Raw genomic sequence first — 23,232 nt, 5'->3', positions numbered from 1 at the left:
AGAATAATAGACGGACAGAATTTGTACAGCGCTTTCATTTCTAAATTAACTAAATTTTATCATGTGAACAAATCTTATACAATATTTATTTTGAATTACTCGTATATTTTTTGGTTTTATACATGATTGTTTCTTTTAAAAAGCGAAATAACTTCTTTAGTTTTATTTGTTTTTCCTGAATTAACAAAATAATACGATAAAACAATCTATTTTTAGGAGGAAATTGGTAAACCAATCAACAAAAACGCACTAAATCCAAAATTTTCAATTCTATATTAAAAAAGATCCCGATATTCTTATGTAGAATATCGGGATCTAAATAAAAAATGATCATATTACTCATTCATCTGTTTTAACGTTTTCATCCAATCCTCTTCTAATTCAGTAGACAATCCCCAGCCAGGCAATACTTCACCTAGCGTATCCATAGTCACATTTTTCTTAGTAACCTGAAGTTCCTCCTGCGCAATCAAATAGGCTTCAAGATTATAATTTTTTGGTGTTTCTTCACCAGCAATTTTTTTTACAACCAGTCTCATGTTTAATGCACCAATTAATTTCGGATCTACTGCTGCTGTATATTTCCATGGACTTTCATTTTCTTTCATTAATTGTAAATCTGTATTTGACACGTCTATTCCATAAATCTTCACTTCATCTCTGCCTGCCTCTTTAATTGCATCTACTGCACCAATTGCAAATGCATCCCATGTTGCAAAAATAGCATCCAGCTCACCTTTCGGGTGTTTCTTAAGCATTTCAGCCACAGCTGCCTTCGTTTCCCCAGATGTATCTGCAGAAGCAACTCCAAATCTCTCAATTTCTTTAATCCCCGGATTGTTTTTCAGCTTCTCCGTATAAACAGCATTCCGTCTGACCATTGGCGGGAATCCATCCACCCATAAATAAGCGATGTTCGCTTGTCCTTCATAATCTTCAATTAATTGCTCGATTGCAAATGTTGCTAATACCTCATCATTTTGAGATGTTAGCGTAACACCATCTAATTTTTCTAATTCAACATTTGAATCAAATGTAACAACACTCTTGCCTTTTTCTACTAGTCTTTTTACACTTTCTATTGTTTCTGGATCATCTCCGTGGGAAATAATGAACCCATCATATCCCTCTTCTAAAGATTTTTTGATTTCATTGTGAAACTTTTGGCTATCCCCATCTGCCGAAAAGACATCCACCTTCAACCCCAGTGCTTCGCCCTCCTCTTTGGCTCCTGCAAGAAATTGCTTTGTATGGTCGTCCCCGCCTATTTTACGGATAACTTTAATTTTAACGTCTTCTGGATTTTTAAACCTGTCTGGCACTGTTGCAAGTGATGCTTCGCTGTCGGTTTTATTATTTTCTTTTAACAAACCTTCTTTGTCACTTTTGCTTGAGCATCCTGCTATAAGCATGATTAATGCAAAAAAACAAATGGGCAGTAACCTAATTTTGCTTTTCTTCATCTACTATTCTCCTTATTAACCAAAGATTCATTGCTTTATTGGATTTTAAAATGCTGAACTAAGCCCTCTAATTGAGCTGAAAGTGCTTTAAGTGATTCAGAGCTATGAGCGATCGTTTCCATAGAAGCTACCTGTTGTTCTGCAGATGCTGAAGCTTGCTGAACTCCCGCAGCAGATTGCTCAGTTACTGCTGAAATTTCTTCACTAAACGCACTTAATTGTTCACTTCCTAATTGAATTTGATCTAAGTTGGCTGATACTTGGTCAATTTTTTCAACCATCATTAGAACTAAATCGGAAATAGAATGAAAGGTTTCACCTGTAGTTCTTATTTGTTGATTGCCAATTTCTGATTGAATTACACCATTTTGAAGTGTTTCTACTACAAGCTTTGAATCATTTTGGATATCTTGTGTAATATGTGTGATGTCCTGTACAGAGTTCGAAACTTGTTCAGCTAGTTTTCTAACTTCATCAGCAACAACCGCAAAGCCCTTACCAGATTCCCCCGCTCTTGCAGCTTCAATTGCTGCATTTAGTGCAAGAAGATTTGTTTGTGCAGCAACATCCTGAATCACATGAACTAATTGGTAAATATTATCATTTTTCTGATCTAAATTTACAACCTTTTCCATCGATTCGGTTACAATCTGACTGATTTTCTCAATTTGATGAACAGACTCATTCATTAGTATTGTTCCCTCTTGTGCTTTTTCCAGGACTTCATTTGAAGCAATTTTTAAGTTTTTTCCAGCCAGATCCGCTTGTTTAATCTGAACATTCACATCCTCAACTGCCCTAGCTGATTCAGACGCAGAGTTTGCCTGTTCCTCGGCTCCATATGCTAATTCATGCATTGTCGTCGCAATTTGCTGGCTGCCTAGCTTCACTTCCTCTGACGACACAGTTAGCTCTACACTCTGTTTATTTACAAATCCAGAAACATTGACAACTTCAGTAACGATCTTATGTAAACTGTTTTTCATTTCATTTACTGATTTTGCCAAAACACCAATTTCATCCTTGCTATTCATTTCAATAGATGGAATAGATAAGTTTCCTTTTGATATTTCATCGATTCTATTCGTAACTAATCTTAAAGGCTTTGCTATCATTCTAGTAATAAATAGAGCAGCCCCAATTCCCAATATCAAAGAGATGATGATACAAGTTATAATCGTAATAACCGTTTGGTTAAATACATTTTTAGATTCCATCCCAGCTTGCTCAGCACCCATTTTATTAACGGTAACGAGATGATCCATGTTTTGCTTCATTGAATCGAAGGCTTTCGCACTTTTTTTAAAATATAAGTAGGCAAATTCAGACTTCCCCTTATCACTAAGCTTAAGTGTCTCCTCGTTTACCTTTAAGAAGAATGCCCACTTATAGGTCAATTTATCGAAGTTTTCTTTTGTATCTTTTGTGTTTATAAGCTTTTTATAGGAAGCCATTGTTTTCTCTGCTTCATCTATGAAATTCGTTCTTTCCTTTTTAAGCATTTCTTTTTCTTGCTCATCATCAGACTGGATATATCTTAATGAAAGTGTAATAACATGCTCAGTTTGGAATCCTATCGAGTTAATTAGCTCAACAGAAGGCATCCACTCATCAACAATGGAAGATGTCTTATCTTGCATATGAAACATTCTGTTTATCGCTATAACAGCAAATATAACGAGTAGAATAAGTACAACACCAAACCCAGTCATTATTTTTTTTCCAACACTAAAATGTTGCATACATACGTCTCCTCCCACATAAAACCACACGAATACAATTGAAGTTGTTATTTAATACCTACAAATATAACATAATTTAGTTAAAAACACATATTTTTTTATCTTAATATTGTTTCTTTTTACTTAGATTGTCTACGCCTCATTCTACCTAGCATGAATAAAGTTTGTTGAATTCAAAAAAATATATTATTTTTTCAAGTTTCTTCATGTAAAAACTAGTATAATATTGCCAAGTAGGTGATAAATTGAATAAGAAAATCGAAAGACGGAAAAATATGATATCTGCAGCAAAAAGGTTATTTACTGAACACGGATTTGAAAACACGACCATGCAAAATATAGCTGATGAAGCCCATGTAGGAGTTGCTACTCTATTTCGTTATTTCCCAAAAAAAGACGATATAATAATTGAAGTAGTGAAAGCAGCCATCGAACAGCAATTCCCTCGTTTCCAACAGATTAAGGAATCAAATAAAAGAGGCATCGAGAAAATCGATGATGTATTAACTGCTTATATAGGCTTTATTTCTGAAGAAAATCGTGAATCCGCTATGCTTCTAGAAGCCTTTGAATTATACATTGCTTTTATACCGATTGAAAAAAATCTACTAGCAGAGGTTGAAAAGGCATATGAAAAAATAGGCAGAATCATATCAGCCATTGTTAGAGAAGGAAAAAGTGATGGAAGCATCAAACTTACATTAAGTCATGAAATACTTTCCAGTACCATTTTAAATATGTTTGGAACAGCAGTAAAAAAGTATTCCTTGTATACTTTGCTTCCCGATGTTATTGTCCCAGTTCCTAAAAAGGAAGAGCTAATCATGGTGAAAAATGTACTGTTGTCCTACTTGCAGCAGCCAGCAAAGTAAAAAGCGATCTCGATTATTTGAGATCGCTTTTGTTTTATTTTACTAGATTAATTTCTAATAGTTTGGCTACTATAGCATCAGTAAGTTCTTGTGCTGTTTGCGGCACAAACTTTGTTAAAATTTGATTGATCATTGCACCCATCATTCCACCAGCAGTAATATCAAGATGTCCTGACATTTTTGTAGTGTTTTCATCAATCACTTCAGCACGAAAATAGCCTCCACCCTTAAAGTTATCAGACAAGCCTTTTAAGTCAAATAGAACTTCTGAAGGCTCATTCCATTCTTTAATATCAATTTGCAGCTTTACAGTTTTTTTCATAAATCCTAAGTCACCCTTAAATGCCCATGTTGATTGGTTTTCACTCAAGATTTCGTGTTCAATGTATCCTGGAACGAGCGGCGCCCAGTTGTTCATATCTTGAACAAAATTCCAAATTGTTTGTATGTTTAATGGGACTTCTACTGTATGTGTTCCTTGCGGCATCTTTCGCACCTACCTATATTTATTATTTGTTATTATGAATTTACAGCATGCTGTCCTGCTAAGAAGCCAAAAACCATAGCTGGTCCAATGGTTCCGCCTGCACTTGGATAAATGGGGCCAAGCGGATTACCGGATGCATTTCCAGCAGCATATAACCCTTTAATTGGTTCACCATTATATTTAACTACTTGACCATTTTCATTAATTTTTGGTCCACCATTGGTACCTAATGCGCCTAAATAGATTGGTAATGCATAAAATGGTCCTTTTTCAATCTTACCTAAATTGTTTGCAGGACTGCCGCCTCCGATTGTTAAAGCTTCAAATTGAATCGTTCCGCGATGGAAATCCGGATCGGCACCTTGCTCGCAATATTCATTCCATTTACGAATCTCATCTTCTAAACCATCTGGGTCGACACCAATTTTTTCAGCTAATTCGCGTATGGAGTCAGCTTGATCTACCCATTCAGGTGCCGGATCCCCTGGTGTCATCGTAACGATAAGCTGGCTATCTTTAAGCTGCTGGTCGAAAACCATCCAAACAGGTGCTTCGTTCGGAAATTCAATTTTTACCGGATCAAAATGAAAGAATGATCTTGGCATATCGTTATATGTAGTTCCTTCATGAACAAAACGGCGTCCGTACTTATTGACAACAATTGAGTTTGGACCGTTGCGTCCTCCGCCAAGCTGCGCCATTACATGATCTTCATACTCGAACGTCGGATCTACCATAGCTGGATACCACCAAGCCTCACTCATGTTTTCAAGTGCAGCGCCAGCCTTCATTGACATCAGGAGTGCATCACCTTCGTTGCCCGGCGGTGTTACTGGATGGGTAAACTCTGCTTTTAAGAATGCTTTGACTAATTGTTTATTCCATTCAAATCCACCTGAAGCGAGAATAACCCCTTTTCTTGCAGCGAAACGCAAGACCTCTCCTTCTTTTGTTTCAGCTATCATTCCAATTACTTGTCCATCCTCGTTCATGATTAATTCTTTTCCCGCCGTGTTTATTAAAGTTTCTACTCCCCGGTCTAAACACGCTTTAAATAAAGAGGCAATTAGTGAACGTCCCATCGTAACAATATTATTTTGCATACGTTCAGCTACTAATTGGAAGTCAATTCCTCCTACAGCTCCTCCTTCTTCTAGTGTAAGAGGAGGAAAGATTGGATTTTGACGAACCAATTCACCCCATTCACCAATCTCATTTAGATCAAATGGTGCTGGATCTAATGAACGTGTGCCATGCTTTAAAGCTTCATCCATACGTGCATAATATTCAGGATAAGATTGTGGAGATACAAATTTTACTGGTGTATGATCATATAAAAATTTGATCACTTCATGTCCTTTATCCACGAAAGTTTCAATCATATAATCATCTGCTCTACCAAGAGCCAGACGTTTAATGAAGTTTATTGCATCCTCACGATTATCTTCAAAACCCGCTTCCTTCATGTAATGATTAAGCGGGATCCAAGGAACCCCACCTGAGAAAGCTGTTGTCCCGCCTATTTGATGAGTTTTTTCTAACACAAGGACTTTTGCACCATTTTCTGATGCAGCAACTGCCGCAGTTAATGCAGCGCCACCTGTACCTAAAACAATTACATCTACTTCTTTATCCCAATGAACTGGAATGGAACTAGGCATTAAATCAACCCCTTTATTTTTTGATAGCGTTACTATCATTATTTTAATTATCCGAAATTCAAAATACTTTTTCAAGTTAAAAATATTATTTTCTTATATTTTTTTAGAAATCTTTTAATTTACCTGTTTTGTCGATATTTAGGAATTTATATAAAATATGCACTACTTTATGGATTTGTAATACTAGTAGGTTTATCATCACAAAATATGTTAACTATATTTATAAATAGGTTGACAAATAAACTGTAAATCTATTACTCTTTTTCTATATTCTTTGTATGGAGGTGGTTTTATGAAAAAAAGTTTAAGTCCTTTTGAAATAACACTTGCAGGAATGTTTGTAGCACTGATGTGCATTGGAGCAAATATTACTACCATTGTTCCATTTATGGTCGTTGGCGGGGTGCCTATTACACTGCAGACGTTCTTTGCCATATTAGCTGGAGCCATTCTTGGAAGCCGTTTAGGTGCCATATCTATGATTGTATATGCATGTATCGGATTAGCTGGTGCCCCGGTTTTTGCTAAATTCGGCGGCGGAATTGGTCATTTTCTAAGCCCAACTTTTGGATTTATTATTTCATTTATTTTCACTGCTTATCTAACTGGAAAAGTCATTGAACGGAATAAAAGTGTCTCTATCTACATAACAGCTGCTTTAGTTGGGATGACAGTTAACTATTTATTTGGTACCAATTGGATGTTTTTCGCTTATAAGCTATGGGCTGCTGCTCCAGATGGCTTTACCTATAAAATGGCTTGGCTGTGGATGATTCCGCCATTGCCAAAGGATATCATTTTAGCTGTGTGTGCTGGTTTAATGGCGCATCGTTTGGAAAAACGTGTGATATCCCGGAGTCAATTCAGAAAGCTGCAGCGTACGAATTTGAATGGAGGAGTAAAAAATGAAAAATTGGGTTGATCTTGCAGGAGAAGTGCTGCAAGGACATGAGTTAACGGATGATGAAGCATTGGAGATTTTAGTATGCCCCGATGAGGAGCTTTTATCTCTCCTTCAAGGTGCATATAAGATACGAAATCACTATTACGGTAATAAGGTAAAACTCAATATGATTATTAATACAAAATCTGGACTTTGCCCGGAAAATTGCGGCTATTGCTCACAATCAAGTGTCTCAAACGCGCCAATTGAAAAGTATCGAATGATAGATAAAGTATCCATTATCAAAGGCGCCAGTCAAGCTCATGAATTAAATGTTGGTACCTATTGCATTGTTGCTAGTGGAAGAGGTCCTTCTAACAAAGAAATCGATGAAGTGGTTTCGGCAGTCAAAGAAATAAAAGCGCAATATCAAATGAAGGTTTGTGCATGCTTAGGTTTACTTAAACCAGAGCAAGCAGCGAAATTAAAAGAAGCTGGAGTTGATCGTTATAATCATAATATTAATACCTCTGCAAACCATCATGAGAATATTACTACCTCCCATACGTATCAAGATCGTGTGAATACTCTTGAATTAATTAAGCATGCTGGGATATCTCCTTGCTCTGGTGTTATCATTGGTATGAAGGAAACGAAGGATGATGTTATAGCAATGGCAAGAAGCTTAAAAGTTTTGGATGCTGACTCCATACCAGTAAACTTCCTTCATGCAATTGATGGAACACCTCTTGAAGGAACAAACGAATTAAATCCAAGATACTGTTTGAAAGTTCTTTGCTTAATGCGCTTCATCAATCCAACCAAAGAAATACGAATTTCAGGCGGCCGGGAAGTCAACCTGCGCAGCCTGCAGCCCCTAGGGCTTTATCCTGCAAATTCAATTTTTGTTGGTGATTATCTTACAACAGCTGGTCAAGAAGAAACTGCCGATCATCAAATGCTGACAGATCTAGGCTTTGAAATAGATTATTGTCCTGCATAAAATGAAAGACCGACAGAGTAGTTTATCCATAGCTTCACTTCGTGTGTTAACGTTCAAAAATTATATAAATAAAAAAGCAAATGCTAAACCAAATTGGTTTTTCATTTGCTTTTTTCTGTCTAACATTTCTTAATTTCATTCTACCTTTGAACTTTTCAATTAGCATATTTAATTAACAATTGACAAATACTAGTAATATACATTGAATTTATATGTGCAAATTTATCTAAAGAAAGATAAAGGAGACACAATATGGAAACTTTGATCCAAAACTTAGATCTAACAGCTAAAGGCATTTGGTTCCCAATCGCTTTGGGAATCATTTCATTACTATACATACTGTTCATGCCAAAACATATAAGCTGGAAAGTAATATATCTTACTTTTGGTATAGGAGGATTCATGGCAACCTTATTAGATGTGATTGTCATGTCAGGCTGGCTAGATGTATTTGACTTGGGTCAGTCAAAAATACCGGGACTGGGCGATTTAATTAGTTACAGCTTGATTGCTCCTTGTTTTGCAGTAATATTTCTAAATTATTTTAATCCAGAAAAAAAATGGAAATATGTTGTACTTTTTACGTTATTATCTTTTTTATCTGAATGGATGCTTGTTAAAGTTGGATACATGAAATTAAAGGGATGGAATACTTGGTGGTCTCTCCCTGTTTACTTTTTTATCTTTGGATTTTGGTTACCTTGGCACTTAAGGGTAATAAAAATGGCGTCAGAAAATTAAGTTTCCTGCATCTAAGCCTTAAGCCTTAGTGGAAAATCATTCCAGAGTCTTTTCAGCCTATCTTCTATTTCATTTACAATTTAAGTAAGGAATGTTTATAGAGGAGGACTTAAAATGAAAAGCTTTTTATTCTCTGGATCAATACTTGTTAGTTCATTCATACTAGCTGGCTGCAGCACAAATGTGTTTACAAAAGAGGATCAAACCAAAGTCCTTATTGAAAAGGACAAGGCTGAACAATTAAATGTTCTTTGAACATTGGAGCTGGAAAATTAGATATTTCCGAAGGTGCAAAAGAATGGCTCGAAGGAGATCTTGAATATACTTCCGATAATTTGAAACCTAATGTTTCCTACAAACAATCCGGCAAAAAAGCAGAAATCGTAATTGAACATACAAATAAGAAATTTTCCGATCTAAAAGGAGAAAATATGAAGAGCAGCTGGGATCTTCAGCTTACAAACAAAGTTCCAATTGATTTAAAGGTGAATACTGGAGCATCTGAAACACACCTTGATCTGCAGGGATTACAATTAAGTGGTTTGAATGTGAATGTGGGTGTAGGAGATACAACCATTGATCTGTCAGGTGATTGGAAGAAGGGTTTCGATGTTCAATTATCAATGGGTGTTGGAAAATCCACCATTATTTTACCTAAAGATGCCGGCGTTCAAATTAAATCTTCCAAGGGAATTGGGCAGTCTGAATTTAGAGGTTTTATTTCAATGGGCGATGGTGTCTATGTGAACGAGGCTTTTGAAAATGCAAAGGTGAAAATCAATGTCAGCGCAGAATTAGGAATTGGAAAAGCAGATTTTATTATTGAAGACTAATTAGTTCATCCTGAATCGTATGTTTATAAATAGAAAATAAAGCCATATTAAAGATAGAATTTATTGTTTAGAAAGGAGTCAAATTGATGGAATCTCTCCCTCGTGAACAGCTTATTGCTAATCTGCAAAAGTCGTTTCAGATGTATATAAATCAATATGGAATGGATGATATCGGAGTTTTTGAAGAAGAAGGACAGGATGATCTTTACTATTTAGGCTACACAATTAAAAAAGATGGTAAAACCTATCATATTCATAGCCCGTATAGAAAAGACACCTTCGGTGGTCTTTCACTCATTAAAAACGAGTGGACAATCGAATCGGATGAACCTCAAAAAACGGATCTTAATGGGTTCCACAGTTTAGATAGTGCTTTTCGATATATATAATTTGAAACTTAATCGTGGGGGAACCCCCCCCCACTTATTGTAGTTGAAAAGCTATCAATTAAAATGTTGAGCATTCTTGTTCAAATAATGCTATTCTATCTGCAATTTTCATCTCACATAGCTATACTGTATTTATAGCTTTTTAACAAATTCTGATTTTAACTTCATCGCACCAAATCCATCAATTTTGCAGTCAATATTATGATCCCCATCGACTAAACGAATATTTTTTACCTTTGTACCTATTTTTAAAATGGATGAGCTCCCTTTTACTTTCAGGTCTTTAATAATAGTTACTGAATCGCCATCATTTAAGACATTTCCATTAACATCTTTAATTATTTTGTTTTCTTCCATTTGAACATTCTCAGTGTTTAAGCTCCACTCATGAGCACACTCGGGACAAATGAAAAGACTTCCATCCTCATATGTATATTCAGAATGACATTTTGGACAATTTGGCAAACCTTGCATGAACATTTTCCCCTATTCGTAATTATTTTTCTAATTTCTTATGGCATTGCAAGTACAGAAAATCTTTATTATTGAATAGATCATCCGCACTCTCTCTTATCTTACAGTAAAACTTGATACAAAAATAGATAGATTAAGGGGGTTATCGGGAAACATGAACAAGAAACAATTTTATATCAATTTTCTGCGCAGCAAAAACAATGTTAATATCTTCAACATTACTTTTGCTGCGTCTAACTAAATCAATTTATAATTCTTGTGATTGACAACCGTTTTTATCGGTTCGTCCGTTTTTGTATTTACTCCGATTTCTACAATAACTGAGTTATCCCGAAGGACAATTACTCTTCCTTTTTTCCCTTTTGCCTCCCCTTTAATAATTTGTATCATATCACCCATATTTGGTTTTTTCATGCTCTTCACTTTGCTGTCCTGTTTTTTATTCATTTCTTCTGCCATTTCGCATCCCCTTTTTATCTTTTGAGTAAGTGAAGCAAATTCCTTCTTTTTTAGTATGACCAAATTTTTTCTCCATACAACTTTATACTAAATTGCTTATTACCAATTTTGAATAAGGTGTAAAAAGTCACTTTAATGAAAAAGACTTTTGTACTATAATAAAAGCAATAGCAAATCAATTGAAAAATTGAGACGCAAAACCACAGGTCTAAGGTAATCATACTATGATGGCTGGGTTGCCGTATTTACTCTTACTTAAGATAAATCGTAAAGGAGCTTCACCCTATGTTCAAGAAAACCTTTCTCACACTTCAGTTTATTTTTCCACTGCTTTTAACTCAATGCTTTCCTGCAATGGGGCAAGCACAAAACCCATTATTGGACGTTAATAATTATCAAATTTATTATGGTCATGTAAATGAGGTAAAAGCTAAACAACTTGGCAAAAATGATATGGTCGTTATTGAGCCTCACGAAACAACAAAAGAGCATGTTGCTGATTTGAATAAAAGCGGCACAATTACACTCGGTTATATAAGCATAATGGAATTGCAGGACTGGGATGAGGAATTTGTAGCCAAGGTTCAGGAAGACGACTATTTAAGGGTTAACGGAGAAAAGGTATATGTAGAGGATTGGGATACCTATTTAATGGACATCACCAATAAACAATATCAGCAGTTATTACTTGAAGAAATTGAAGAAGAAATTATTCAAAAGCAGTTTGACGGGATCATATTAGACACTGTTGGTGATATTGATGATTTTTACAGCGATAACGAGGAATTGGCTGCCGATCTCCGTAATGGGTATGTCGAGCTTCTTCAATCCATTAAAAGTAAACATAATGAATTGCTATTACTGCAAAATTGGGGATTCGAAACCTTGAAGACTGCTTCAAAGGATTATGTGGATGCAATTATGTGGGAAGACTTTAATAAAGAACGATTAACGAATAGCAGATGGGGACAAAATTGGATTAAATATTTTCAAACACTGCAAAAGGAAGAAAATATTGCAGTATTTACTGTATCCCCTAATAAAAGCAGCGCAAATTACAGTAAAAAGCATGGTTTTGTTTCATACGAAAACAAAAACAGTATTTATAATTAGCATATCGAAAAAGGTCAGCCTCATTAAGTCGAGGCTGACCTTTAAATATATGAGATTATGATGCATAATCACCGCTATATTGAACAAGTGATACATCTTTAACCCCTTCAAGATTTGATAGTTTATGAACAAATGCGGTGTTATCCACTTTTAACTTAATTTTTAATGTTAGCTCTGTCCAATTATTACGAACAATTTTTGACTTTAAATCATAATTAAACTTAACGAGATGAACTTTAATCTCTTCATATGCCTTCTCATCATAATGAATAACTAATAAATAGGTTTCGTCCTTCCATTTCTTCTTTGAAAGAATATAGACGGCAATAGCGATAAAGACAGAACCAAAAATCGCAACTGGATACACATTGGCCCCTATAGCAATTCCTGCTGTAATCGCCCAGAATAAAAACACGATATCAAGCGGGTCCTTCAGCGCTGTCCGAAAACGGACAATACTAAGTGCACCGACCATCCCTAACGATAGAACAATGTTCGTGCTAATCGTCATAATGACTAGAGAAGTAATCATCGTCATTAAAACAAGTGTTACATTGAAATTATGACTATAGACAACACTTCGAAACGTCTTCTTATACACATAATAAATAAATAGTCCTACTATGAATGAAGCAAGTGTTCCAAAGAAAATTTCTAGTATTGATACACTTGTAAATGTATCTGAATTTAATATGCTTTTTTTTACAATGTCATCAAAATTAATCCGATCACTCATATATGTGTCCTCTCTCTACTCTATTGCTTATAATAGTTCATGCCTGCTTCACGGCAAATAACATACTTAGAAATGGCAGATCGCTGATGGCTATCAAGCTGAAGAATATCACGAATATAGTCAGGCAAATAGGCATTAAATTTTACTTCCATAATCATTAAAGGTTCTTTTAGCGCTTCAATTGTAACGATATCCTTTTCAAAGATATCGATCGAATTAATACCCGCACTTAAATACTTATCAAAGGTGATTCGTACATCTTCAATATCTGCCTTATAAGCCTCTCTCACATAGTCAACAATGATTTTGGGAGACATGTGCTGCGTTCTCATAAATAAATAAAAATCCCTTGCAACGCTTGTTTTTTTATCAAGCAAAAAATCAAAATCCCATGTTAATAACTTCTCATATTCATCTCTTGAAATAGATATGGATTCTTTGTTGATCATCTCTCCATACCGATTCTTTTTTTCAAGCTTGATGATGCGATCACTTTGATTATATATTCGGATCCTAAACTTTTTCCTCTTATAAATGCCGTAATTTTTCTCAAACAAATCACTATCATACACATTGTCAAAATAAAGGCTGCGAATGTGATATCCCTCTTCATTCACCATATTCTCGTCCTTTTTTAGTACGATCTGTAATTTTTTTCTTAAAATTTCATACTCTCTGACATTAAGATAAAACTTCAATTCATGTCGTAACTTTTTCATTCGCCGCTTCCCTTTTTCTTCATTAATTAACGACTATTTTTTTAACCCCGAAATGCATTGTTCCATTATCATCTTCGTATTGATCAAAAGCCATTTGCATATGTCCCTTAGTATCTTTTGCAATTACCCTCCAATAATAAACTCCCTTTGGCAATTGATAAGTGAATTCTGTATCTATCATATCTTTTTGTTCATGGACGATATGTGAGAATGACCGATCTGTGCTAATTTGCAATGTATAAAATAGATCATCACCCTGGATATCGTAGGACGTATCCCATGTAAATACATGCTGCTTCTTTTCATTTTCATGTTCATCTAAGAAAAATGGCATCGGCTTCTCAAGGTTTTTGTAGTAAATTTCCTTATTAAGCAATGATTCATTTACAATGCCATAATATACATCGTCATAATCTGCAATTTCTACATCTAAATAGTCTTTATCAGGGGACTTTTTCACAAATTGACTAACTGTTGGATAGTATTCATCTAATAATTTCTTTGTGTTCACCGGATTTATGATGGCTGTTAGTTCTTCGATTTTCTTTGATAGTGCTTCAACATTTTTTGGATCCTTAAAGAAGCGTTTATGAAGAACAGAACCCCAGTAATTAGATAAGCCAGCTTGCCAATCTGCTAATTCTGAATGCTTTTCTGCAGTTGGCGATGACCTCCAAGCGCCATCATAATCCCAAGGGAGGAAATACCACTTTTCAGAATTAGATGGACAATACAAATAGAAATTTTGAGTTGTTACATCACTATTTCCCATAAGAATATTTGCAGCTACCCAAGTCAAGTAATTATTTTTATCAAAATGCTGCTCAACTACTTCGTTAATATTTAACTTTTGGTTGTTTACGTCATCTAACATAGAAAGTAATTTGCGGTGATCATTACTCCCTTTATTTTCTACTATTTTTTCAAATTCATCTTTATTAAATGATGCATCCGTCTCTAGCTTCAATTGGTCAGGATAGCGATAAAACTCAAAATTTGTTGCTTTATAGAGATTCCCATTTGAATCTAGTCCATGCGCCGCGAGGAATCGTTCATTCGCCTGTTCAATCTGAGTATATAACCCATAATCTACAAATTCTCCATTGGAGTCTTTGTTCGTAAGGTCCTTTACATACAAATGAACAAACTGTGTCCTCATGCTAGTCAAACCAGGAATTTTCGTAAAATAATCAAATGATAGCTTATTGCGGACTCTAGTCGCATCATATGGATGCTTATTTAAATTTAATGTTTTTTGCCCTTTCCAAAGACCGGCACGATCAAATAATTTTATCTTAAAGGATTTTTGGGCAGCGACACGTGTTGATTTCCCCCGTAACTGTATCGTTGCATTCATTTCAGTTTCATCGAAGCCAAAAAGACCTTCCTTTATTCCCTTTTCCGTACCCTCTTGAATCATAATATCTAGTTTAGGAGAAGATGCATCACTATTATGAATGCTATACCAATTATTCAGTTCATAAAAGGATGTTTGGTTCCTATTTGCAACCGTTATATAAAAAGTCACAACAGAATCCTTTTTATCGAATTCATATAATCTCGGATCCTCGCCAAACACTTTGGCACTGCTATCCTTTTGAATAGACTGAACCTCATTTTTCACTTCTTTATTTATAGTATGATCGTTTGTACATCCTGAAATTATTAACATGAAAATCATAAGATACAACCATATCGCATATTTTTTCATCTTGTATTCCCCCACCTCACAACTCCTTGTGGCTATTAATATGGTTTCATTTCTTTTTTCGGTAACAACGGCTGCGAGCAAAACGTGTAGTAGTCTATTTTATTTAAAAAACTGGTTAATTTCCATAATCCAAATACTAAGCTAATAAATGCAGCAATAAATACAGAAAAGCCATAATTTCCATTATGAAGGAAAATATAAGTGACAAGTATGCTCCCTATTGTATATATCATTGTTGTCCAGCTTGCCCCTTTTTGATCATCATAGTAAAGAAGTAAAAGAACAACGGTATACATAATGATAAAAAACAGAAAGCCTAGAATGAAAATGATAAAGATTTGAATTTGCTCATAGGTCAGCCCTAATAGCGGAAGAAACTTTAACCCTAACGCAATGGAGCATACTGCAACAAATAACTGAATTTCTGCTATAAAAGAAAGTTCTAGCGATAAAACCTTAAACATATCCTTTTTTGCAGATAGAATATCTTTTAAAGGAAATGAATTTAAAATTCGATTATAGTAGATTTGATATGCTGTATAAAAGTTTGTTTCTACTGAAACTACAAATAACACCATAGCTGGCAGCACACTTAAATAAGCAAAAAACACAGGTACATCATAAAAAGGAGCAATCACAAAGGTATCAGCCACAATATGCTGATGCTTCCCTTGCCAAACAATGAGACTATGTCCATACAATCCTAGCGTATATAAAAATCCGCATATAAATAACAATGGATATTTTCTCATATATGATAAAAAAAGAAAGTACTTGAAATTATTCACCTTGAAGAATTCACGAATATACTGTGTAAACTTGATCAGCATGAAAAAAAAGCCAACATCCAAACAAATCATCATTGCAACTGCGCTGTATATATGAAAAAACTTAATACAAATAAACACAGCTAAACCTGAAAGGCATACTCCTACTAAGAAGCTTTTTACAATTTTCATATAATCCTTCAATGCAGATACATACATGCATTGTATCCAGATAATAATTAATTCAACAAAAAGAATATAAGAAACGATTTTAAATGTAAGATCCAATGGTGAAAAGGAAAAAAACAGGAGTGCAACGATGGCTCCAATTGATACGCAAATAGCAATAACCCCATACATGGATGCTAATATATTTTCATATTTTTTTATAAATAGCTGATCTGCTACATACCTTGATACAATAAGATTAAAACCCCCGGTAATTATTTGCGAAAAAATTAAAGCATATTGGGTTGCTGCCATAAATAATTCTCTTTCCACATGTGGCGTATCTACAGATATAAGCAGCTGCTGGGCAACAGTCATCAGTAAAATACATAAAGCTAACGGTCCGACTGTCACGATTGCAGAATAGCTATATGCACGAACATTTGCTAAAAATCCATGTTCATTAAACATTTTTTTTAATTGAAACCCTATTCCTGCCATATACTTTCCACCAAATCTTTGTAAAGTTGTTTATATTGATCAATAAAACTCATTTTCGTATAAAAATGTCTGACCCGTTCCCGTCCTATAGCTCCCATGCTTTCCCTTTTGTGATCATCCTTACACAATTGAATAATCGCCTTTGCCATTTCAACGTATTGCATAACCGGGACGATGATACCCGCTTGTCCTAAATCATCTCGCTCACCCAGCAATATCCCTTTGCAATTCCCTACATCTGTTGCAACGAAGGGCTTGCCGCATGCCATTCCTTCTAATAGCACAAGCGGCTGCCCTTCACTTATACTTGATAAGACAAGCACATCCATTTTGTGAATATATTCATGTACGTTAACCTCACCAGTAAAAATCACATCATCAAGCTGCAAATTTTCTACTAATTGAAGACACTCGTGATAGTATTCCTCATCTTCCTCAGTTGGTCCCATTATGTAGAATGCTGAATTTGGCAGTTCCTGTTTAACGATTGCAAAGCTTTGAAGCATTGTTTTAATATCCTTAATTGGCACAACACGTACAATCGCACCAATGTTCAACTTATCCTGATTCAATGTATCTTTCGAAGTCAGCAGAAGATAATCTTCGTCATTTACCCCGTTTGGAATGATGGATATTTTGCTAGAAGGACACCCTAACTCTTCTTGTATCTCCATATTTTTTTGAAATAAAGTGATGACTTTATCTGCAGTATCATACGCACAAGTTGACATATTGTAGAAATATTGAATCCATAAATCTTTAAAATATCCTTTTACCCATTGGGCTTTTATAATCTCTTCCTCCCTTTCTCTCGTATAGATTCCATGTTCTGTCAAAAGAAAGGGTTTGTGATACATAAACTTTCCTAAGCTACCAAGAACACCTGCATAGCCTGTTGACACACTATGATACAAATCTGCTTGTGGAAGAGGATGTTTTATACATATAAACAAGGGCAATACCATGGAACGCATCGACCAAAACATATCTGTAAATGGGAGCTGATCATACTTTTCTAAGCATATTTCATGAACGATATCAAAAAAGTCTTTACTCTTTAAAAAATTGACCGCTGAATCAATGCGATCGCTTGAAAACATCGATAATAAAGTTTCCCAATCAGGCTGTCTGCTATCTAATAAAGATTTAAGTGCCTTTTTCTCTTTATATGATAATTTATAGTCACGTCCCCATTTGTCTGCTTCCTCAGTAAAATCATCTAAAAAGACTTCCTCCACATGGCTGACATTTGAGGGGAGCTGATACTTAAATTTTCCCTTTGCCTTTTTTTCTGCGCCAATCGAATAAATAATAAATTCATGCTCTGGCATATTGGTTAACACAGTTTGTATCCAGCTAGAAACGCCGCCGGTTATATATGGATAGGAACCTTCTGCAATGATGCAAATTTTCATTTTAATCAACCAGCCTTAACTTAATTGTTGCTTTTTTCGCCTTTACAAGGTAAACATCCTCATCAACCTTCTGTACTTCACAATTTTCCAGCTTACCAATTTTCTTTTTCGTTCGGAGGATAAAATTTAATTCGCCAGAAAATTTATCCATATGAACAATGATTCGATCTTTTTTCTCCTCAATATATACATCCGTCCGTAAAAAATGGGTTAGTTGCATGCCCGCATTTCTTGCCGTTGAGCTCTTTAACCAAGGATAATTCGAATGAATGTCACTCATGAAGCGATTATATTCCTTCCCTAGATCACTCCATTTTTTCTTTGCCGAACGACTATCATCCAAAATATCATCCGGATGGATAAAATGTGAAAAGACACCGATTGATGTAACTGCATTTGCCATCGTCCATCTCTTTTTCTTCGTATACTCATACCCTGAGGTGATACGCGGAAAATGAATATAAGTTTCTCCCTTATCAAATTCATGGACAGTTGAATATTCCATACTATCAGGAATATATAAGGATGACAGAATATTTATCGATGGAATGGCGTTGCTTAAAGCTGCTTCTCCGACTTGATCAATCCGATTAGAAGGTGGTACATAAGTCTTTATATCGTAATTAGGAAATAATTCCTTCACATAGTTTTCTACAATGTTCAAGGAAGATTCCATGTCTGCTTGATTTCCCCAAGCATGATACCCTAAGTCTTCAACAGCATTTTGATTCACAGTTAATGATTGATGATTATACCCATGAATGCCAACCTCCCCTCCCATTTTCAACAGCTCCCGTCCGAATTGCACAAAGGTATTCCGATCATGCTCATCTATTCTAAAAGGAGGAGTAACTTCATCGTTATATGTTTGAATGACAAGGCCTGTGTATTTCACATCATATTTCGCAGCAACTTTTTGCATCTCAGGCCACCAAATATCCTGATAAAAGCTTGGCGTATCCCGACGATATTCTTCATATATCATTTTGTTTTTCCCTTCAGGAATAGGTGCAGGGAAATCATCAATATATACGACCTTCATATCTATGATTGGATAGATAAAATCCTCATTCATCAAACTGAAGGCACCTGTTATTAACCCTCTATTTTCCCTTGTTTCAAGCATCGTCCCATTAAACACCATAAACTTCCCTTTTTTGTATGTTGTATCCCACAACAGCGGCACGTGATCCATTGATTCTGCATAGATTGTACAGTGATCATCTATACTGACTGATAATGATGAGTTCTCTGGTATCTCCCCATTTTTCATAGTGAGCTTCTCCTGCTTAATTAAAACATTTGAAGTAAGTCTAATTCCATTTGGAGTGACAAATTCCCCTACTTCATAAATGCCTAATTTACGATATAAATTTTGCAATGAACTTTTGATTTCAGGACGTATGGCAAAAAAAACGTTCCCGCCATCAGCCGTGTACTCTTCAAGAGATTGAAGATTTGGCATTGCGCTTATTTCTTCAAAAGTGATCACAACATTCTTATAGTGATTAAATGAAGCTGGTATATTCGAAAGAGTGACAGCAGTTGTCTTTTTCTTCATGTAGGCAAGAGTTTGTGAAATATTATCCTTTAATCGGATACTAGATGAATCCTCTTCATTAAATAGGATTAAATATTCATCTTCTGTTAAATCTTTCAATGTTTCTTCAGATAGCCTTGTGATGTTATGTTCATCGTCCTTCATGCTGATGATTGCCTGATTCGGCAAATACTTAAGAATATAGGTTGAATTGAATACACCTAGCAGCAGTCCAATAATTAATACAAATAGAATAACAAGGTAAATCGTTTTCCCTAATTTAAATTTATGATCCATTTGTCTCACCATGCAGCCAAAACCTTATTTTGCTTAACCCCTGAGGAGTTAGTCTTACAGATGATTGTCTAAGCAATAGTAAGACTTCCTGAAATTTGATTTGATTTTTCATAGAATAATAGAGTTTCATAGCCATAAAATAGGATTCCTCTTCATTTGAGCATTGATCTAAAAAGATACGGCAGTATTTTTCAGCTGTTTTAAGTTCTCCCAAATCAAGGTCACAATTTATTTTTTCTATATAATATTTTTTTTCATTTGGATCGATTTCAATCATTCTTTCAAGAATTTGTGTGTATTGATATCGATAGCGTTTTTCGGTTCTATCGTCCAAAAATCCTGTATTTAAATAATTCTTTATCACCTGTCCAAATGAAATCAATAGCTTCAGGTCATTAGGATACTCTTCTAATTGAAATTCCATTTGCGCAATGGCATTTAATAGCTTTCCCTTTATATCCTGAATAGCTGCAGCTGCATAATGTGATGTTTCAGAATCGTCATTTTGGAGCGCTGTCTGCAGAATTTCAATATGGTTAAACGTGTCGTTTTTTAATAAATTCATTAGCATTCTACGCTTTGTCTGATTATCATTTAATAGTAATGCATCCTTCATCGGAACAATACTAGTCTCTTTTTCAACATCAATTTTTTGTAAAATGTCTGACTGTTCTTTTTCCCTTTTTATCATCCCCTCTGGAATGGAATACTCATCACTTTTTAATTGATGGAACATAAAATACAAAAAGATCATGCCAAAAAAGGGACAAAACAAAAGGATCATCATCTTAACAGAGACTTGCCTCCTGTTTTTACGAAACTGAAAAATCATATAAATAATCGCAAATAGGTAATACACAAATAATGCTTTAAACATAGACTTCTTCCTCTTTAACATGCTGCTGATTAATATACATTTGAATGCGATTAATTACAGTTTTGGCTTTATCTTTATCCGTATTTGAAAGAAGGATTGCATAGGAGCCATCTTCATTCACCCCAATACAATCTGTATCTCTTAATGAGGAAGAAATTTGATTTACAACAGATGCCATATTTTCTATAGGAACAATCCGCAACAAATAATAAGGAATATTAAGCTGTTCATGTGCCTTTTTCTTACTTTCTACTGCCCTATTAAAATATTCTGGTTTTAATATGGCCGTCCCCTCAATATACCTTTCATGATGTGTTGCATTTACATACTCATAGGCACGAGTGACAGAAGCTGTAATTAAACTCGTTACAACATGAAATAAGTTCTCGTGATATAAAGTTAAATGATCAAAGTTCATTTCATTTGTACAAATGACAGCAACCGCATAATCATCCTTCCATATTGGTGCAATCATCATTGGGTATTTAGGATCTAATTCTCGATTAATAAAAACCTTATTTTCTTCAATTGCCCTTGCAAATGGACTATTTGGGGCAACCTCTATTGATGCTGGAAAGGAGGAATTGCCGACATTGGATTTTGAAACAAGCCGTAAATATCGATTCCCTTTACCAACTAAGTAGATAGACGCTTCCTTCGTTTTCATAATTTGCTCTAACACACTGATTACACCATTAAACACATCATCAGGCTCAAGGCTATCAATTTTCTTAATAATCGAATACACTTCACCAACACTATCCTTAGAATATAAAATTTGCGTTTGTAATTCTTCCTTCACTTTTCTAGTTTCCGTATAAATATCATCAAGTAATTGATATTTTTCTTTAAATAGCTGCAATTCGCTTTTTGCTGTTTCTTCTTTTATATGTTTCTTATCAATGACATAGCCAACAAGAAGAGCAACAAATAAATACACTGCGAATTGGATTAAAGTTGTATGATCTGTAAATAATGAAACGATTTCTCTTCCGTTCAATAATCCTTGCCAGCTATATAGAATAACTGAAAACCCACACCCAATTAAAGCCTGAACTTTCCCAAATATCATTCCGACAGAAAGGATATACAAAAGTAATAAATCAATATTGAATAGAAAATCTCCAACTTTCACATGGAGAGAAGCTATGATTAGAAATAAGATAATATTTTCAATGAAAGGAAAATACGCATCTTTATTTTGAATAAATTTGGAAGACACTTGCGCATTTCTTATATCAGTATTTTCTTTCTCTTTTATACTGCTGGTGATTTCAGCGGCAAACCAGTCAAAAGTTCGCTTTAGTCCTTCTTCCAAAGAATACTTTGGGCTCCAATCTACTTCTTGTTTTATCTTCAAATTATCTAATCTAGAATTCTTTATGTCACCGCTTCTTGCTGGCTTGTAAACAATTTCGGGTAAATCTGCCAACTCTCCATAATATTGAACGAGTTGATTTATGCTCGTTTCCGTGTTTGTTGATAAATTCATTAATCCAGAAACGTCACTCATAACGGAACGGTAGATAGCTTCAGCTACATCCTCGACATAAATGAAATCTCTTGTTTGTGTACCATCACCATAAACCATTAATTCCTCACGATTCAATATTTTGTTAGCAAATATAGATATTACTCCGCCTTCTCCTTCGTTTCCCTGTTTTGGACCATACACATTTGAAAACCGGAAGCAAGTAGTATCTAACTGGTACATTTCATTCCACTTTCGGCAGTAGTACTCACCTAGCTTTTTATTGATCCCATATGGCGAGAATGGTTCACATGCTGATTCTTCATTTAAAGGTATTTCTTCATTATTACCATAAACAGCAGCAGAGGATGCAAATACGAACTTTGAAACTTTGTATTTCCCTGCAAGCTGCAAAATATTAATAAGCCCCAATACATTTACCTTAGAATCTGATGCTGGACTCTGAATAGATTTTTCAACATCAACCTGCGCAGCTAAATGTATCACAACATCAAATTTATTGGTCCTAAACACTTCTTCACATTGTTCATCTTCAATATTAAGAAGATAGGATCGGTGACGGAATTGAACATTGCTCTTTTTTCCCGTAGAAAGATTATCAAGAATATGTACTTCATGCCCTTCCCGATAAAATTTCTCAGAAACAAAAGAACCTATAAAACCGTATCCTCCTGTTATTAACACTTTCATAGAATACCCCTTTTAGACTGATTCCTTATTCCTATACAATGACTAACAAAAAAGGACCTTCATGTGCTATTAAGTTATTTTACAATACAGCAGTTATTTAATACTATATTCCTTATTTACACTATAGTAATTTCATAATTAGCCCAAAATATAGTTTAATACCCACTTCTGAACAATTTCTGAACAATTTCCCTTTTCA

The 23,232-nt window shown here is 34.9% G+C and carries 22 protein-coding genes and 1 riboswitch; of the genes, 8 read left to right on the top strand and 14 right to left on the bottom strand.

Going from position 1 to position 23,232, the window contains the following annotated elements; translation table 11 throughout:
* Positions 1–335: 335 nt before the first annotated feature.
* Positions 336–1,463 (bottom strand): sugar ABC transporter substrate-binding protein, encoded by a 1,128-nt coding sequence (locus C1726_RS22285; protein ID WP_102275154.1) that lies wholly within the window; start codon positions 1,461–1,463, stop codon positions 336–338.
* A 35-nt stretch (positions 1,464–1,498) separates the two neighbouring features.
* Positions 1,499–3,205 (bottom strand): HAMP domain-containing methyl-accepting chemotaxis protein, encoded by a 1,707-nt coding sequence (locus C1726_RS22280; protein WP_102275153.1) that lies wholly within the window; start codon positions 3,203–3,205, stop codon positions 1,499–1,501.
* Between the two features lie 245 nt (positions 3,206–3,450).
* On the opposite strand from C1726_RS22280, the gene C1726_RS22275 reads away from it, so the two are divergent.
* Entirely contained in the window at positions 3,451–4,077 is a 627-nt protein-coding gene (locus C1726_RS22275) for a TetR/AcrR family transcriptional regulator (protein ID WP_102275152.1), read from the top strand.
* A 34-nt stretch (positions 4,078–4,111) separates the two neighbouring features.
* Here C1726_RS22275 and C1726_RS22270 read toward each other — a convergent pair whose 3' ends face one another.
* Positions 4,112–4,564 (bottom strand): CoxG family protein, encoded by a 453-nt coding sequence (locus tag C1726_RS22270; protein ID WP_102275151.1) that lies wholly within the window; start codon positions 4,562–4,564, stop codon positions 4,112–4,114.
* A 32-nt stretch (positions 4,565–4,596) separates the two neighbouring features.
* On the bottom strand, positions 4,597–6,225 hold the full coding sequence (locus tag C1726_RS22265; protein WP_180968271.1) for an FAD-dependent oxidoreductase: 1,629 nt from the start codon (positions 6,223–6,225) through the stop codon (positions 4,597–4,599).
* A 292-nt stretch (positions 6,226–6,517) separates the two neighbouring features.
* Here C1726_RS22265 and C1726_RS22260 point away from each other — a divergent pair, with 292 nt between their 5' ends.
* From C1726_RS22260 to C1726_RS22240, 6 genes are all read left to right on the top strand, one after another.
* Entirely contained in the window at positions 6,518–7,147 is a 630-nt protein-coding gene (locus tag C1726_RS22260) for a biotin transporter BioY (protein ID WP_102275149.1), read from the top strand.
* The gene (gene bioB, locus C1726_RS22255; protein WP_102275148.1) at positions 7,131–8,111 is read left to right on the top strand and encodes a biotin synthase BioB; all 981 of its coding nucleotides are present in this window, start codon (positions 7,131–7,133) and stop codon (positions 8,109–8,111) included. Before C1726_RS22260 ends, bioB begins: the two co-directional genes overlap by 17 nt.
* Before the next feature lie 252 nt (positions 8,112–8,363).
* Positions 8,364–8,852, top strand: a complete 489-nt coding sequence (locus C1726_RS22250; protein WP_102275147.1) for a hypothetical protein — start codon at positions 8,364–8,366, stop codon at positions 8,850–8,852.
* Positions 8,853–8,966: 114 nt separating this feature from the next.
* Positions 8,967–9,107: a hypothetical protein gene (locus C1726_RS26350; protein ID WP_180968270.1), complete on the top strand. Its 141-nt coding sequence runs from the start codon at positions 8,967–8,969 to the stop codon at positions 9,105–9,107.
* Positions 9,104–9,685 carry a toast rack family protein gene (locus C1726_RS22245; RefSeq protein WP_102275146.1) on the top strand — a complete coding sequence of 194 codons (582 nt, stop codon included), beginning with the start codon at positions 9,104–9,106 and terminating at the stop codon, positions 9,683–9,685. The genes C1726_RS26350 and C1726_RS22245 overlap by 4 nt, the downstream gene beginning before the upstream one ends.
* An 86-nt stretch (positions 9,686–9,771) precedes the next feature.
* Positions 9,772–10,074, top strand: coding sequence for a DUF5634 family protein (locus C1726_RS22240; protein ID WP_102275145.1), 303 nt, complete (start codon positions 9,772–9,774; stop codon positions 10,072–10,074).
* A 132-nt stretch (positions 10,075–10,206) separates the two neighbouring features.
* Here the strand turns inward: C1726_RS22240 and C1726_RS22235 are convergent, their stop codons facing one another.
* Positions 10,207–10,548: a zinc ribbon domain-containing protein YjdM gene (locus C1726_RS22235; RefSeq protein WP_102275144.1), complete on the bottom strand. Its 342-nt coding sequence runs from the start codon at positions 10,546–10,548 to the stop codon at positions 10,207–10,209.
* A 237-nt stretch (positions 10,549–10,785) separates the two neighbouring features.
* Positions 10,786–11,007: a DUF2187 family protein gene (locus C1726_RS22230; protein WP_407642058.1), complete on the bottom strand. Its 222-nt coding sequence runs from the start codon at positions 11,005–11,007 to the stop codon at positions 10,786–10,788.
* A gap of 159 nt (positions 11,008–11,166) precedes the next feature.
* Positions 11,167–11,251: riboswitch (cyclic di-GMP riboswitch) on the top strand.
* Between the two features lie 41 nt (positions 11,252–11,292).
* Here C1726_RS22230 and C1726_RS22225 point away from each other — a divergent pair.
* Positions 11,293–12,120 carry an endo alpha-1,4 polygalactosaminidase gene (locus C1726_RS22225; protein ID WP_102275143.1) on the top strand — a complete coding sequence of 276 codons (828 nt, stop codon included), beginning with the start codon at positions 11,293–11,295 and terminating at the stop codon, positions 12,118–12,120.
* A 55-nt stretch (positions 12,121–12,175) separates the two neighbouring features.
* On the opposite strand, the gene C1726_RS22220 is transcribed toward C1726_RS22225, so the two are convergent.
* From C1726_RS22220 to C1726_RS22185, 8 genes are read right to left on the bottom strand one after another with little or no spacing between them, the layout of a single operon-like run.
* The gene (locus tag C1726_RS22220; RefSeq protein WP_102275142.1) at positions 12,176–12,856 is read right to left on the bottom strand and encodes a DUF4956 domain-containing protein; all 681 of its coding nucleotides are present in this window, start codon (positions 12,854–12,856) and stop codon (positions 12,176–12,178) included.
* 20 nt (positions 12,857–12,876) lie between these two features.
* Complete coding sequence (locus C1726_RS22215) at positions 12,877–13,575, bottom strand: polyphosphate polymerase domain-containing protein (RefSeq protein WP_102275141.1); 699 nt, start codon at positions 13,573–13,575, stop codon at positions 12,877–12,879.
* A gap of 22 nt (positions 13,576–13,597) precedes the next feature.
* The gene (locus tag C1726_RS22210; protein WP_102275140.1) at positions 13,598–15,286 is read right to left on the bottom strand and encodes a CotH kinase family protein; all 1,689 of its coding nucleotides are present in this window, start codon (positions 15,284–15,286) and stop codon (positions 13,598–13,600) included.
* 35 nt (positions 15,287–15,321) lie between these two features.
* Positions 15,322–16,722: an exopolysaccharide Pel transporter PelG gene (pelG, locus tag C1726_RS22205; protein WP_102275139.1), complete on the bottom strand. Its 1,401-nt coding sequence runs from the start codon at positions 16,720–16,722 to the stop codon at positions 15,322–15,324.
* Complete coding sequence (gene pelF, locus C1726_RS22200; RefSeq protein WP_102275138.1) at positions 16,710–18,137, bottom strand: GT4 family glycosyltransferase PelF; 1,428 nt, start codon at positions 18,135–18,137, stop codon at positions 16,710–16,712. The genes pelG and pelF overlap by 13 nt, the downstream gene beginning before the upstream one ends.
* Before the next feature lies 1 nt (position 18,138).
* A complete protein-coding gene (locus tag C1726_RS22195; RefSeq protein ID WP_180968269.1) occupies positions 18,139–19,974 on the bottom strand; it encodes a DUF2194 domain-containing protein in 1,836 nt (611 codons plus the stop codon).
* The gene (locus C1726_RS22190) at positions 19,964–20,851 is read right to left on the bottom strand and encodes a PLD nuclease N-terminal domain-containing protein (protein WP_102275136.1); all 888 of its coding nucleotides are present in this window, start codon (positions 20,849–20,851) and stop codon (positions 19,964–19,966) included. Before C1726_RS22190 ends, C1726_RS22195 begins: the two co-directional genes overlap by 11 nt.
* A complete protein-coding gene (locus C1726_RS22185; protein WP_102275135.1) occupies positions 20,844–23,033 on the bottom strand; it encodes an NAD-dependent epimerase/dehydratase family protein in 2,190 nt (729 codons plus the stop codon). The genes C1726_RS22190 and C1726_RS22185 overlap by 8 nt, the downstream gene beginning before the upstream one ends.
* Positions 23,034–23,232: the final 199 nt, after the last annotated feature.

The organism is Cytobacillus massiliigabonensis (assembly GCF_900199725.1).
Taxonomy (GTDB): domain Bacteria; phylum Bacillota; class Bacilli; order Bacillales; family Cytobacillaceae; genus Cytobacillus; species Cytobacillus massiliigabonensis.
The sequence above is the reverse complement of the archived record's forward strand: the minus strand, read 5'-3'. Positions and strand labels throughout refer to the sequence as shown.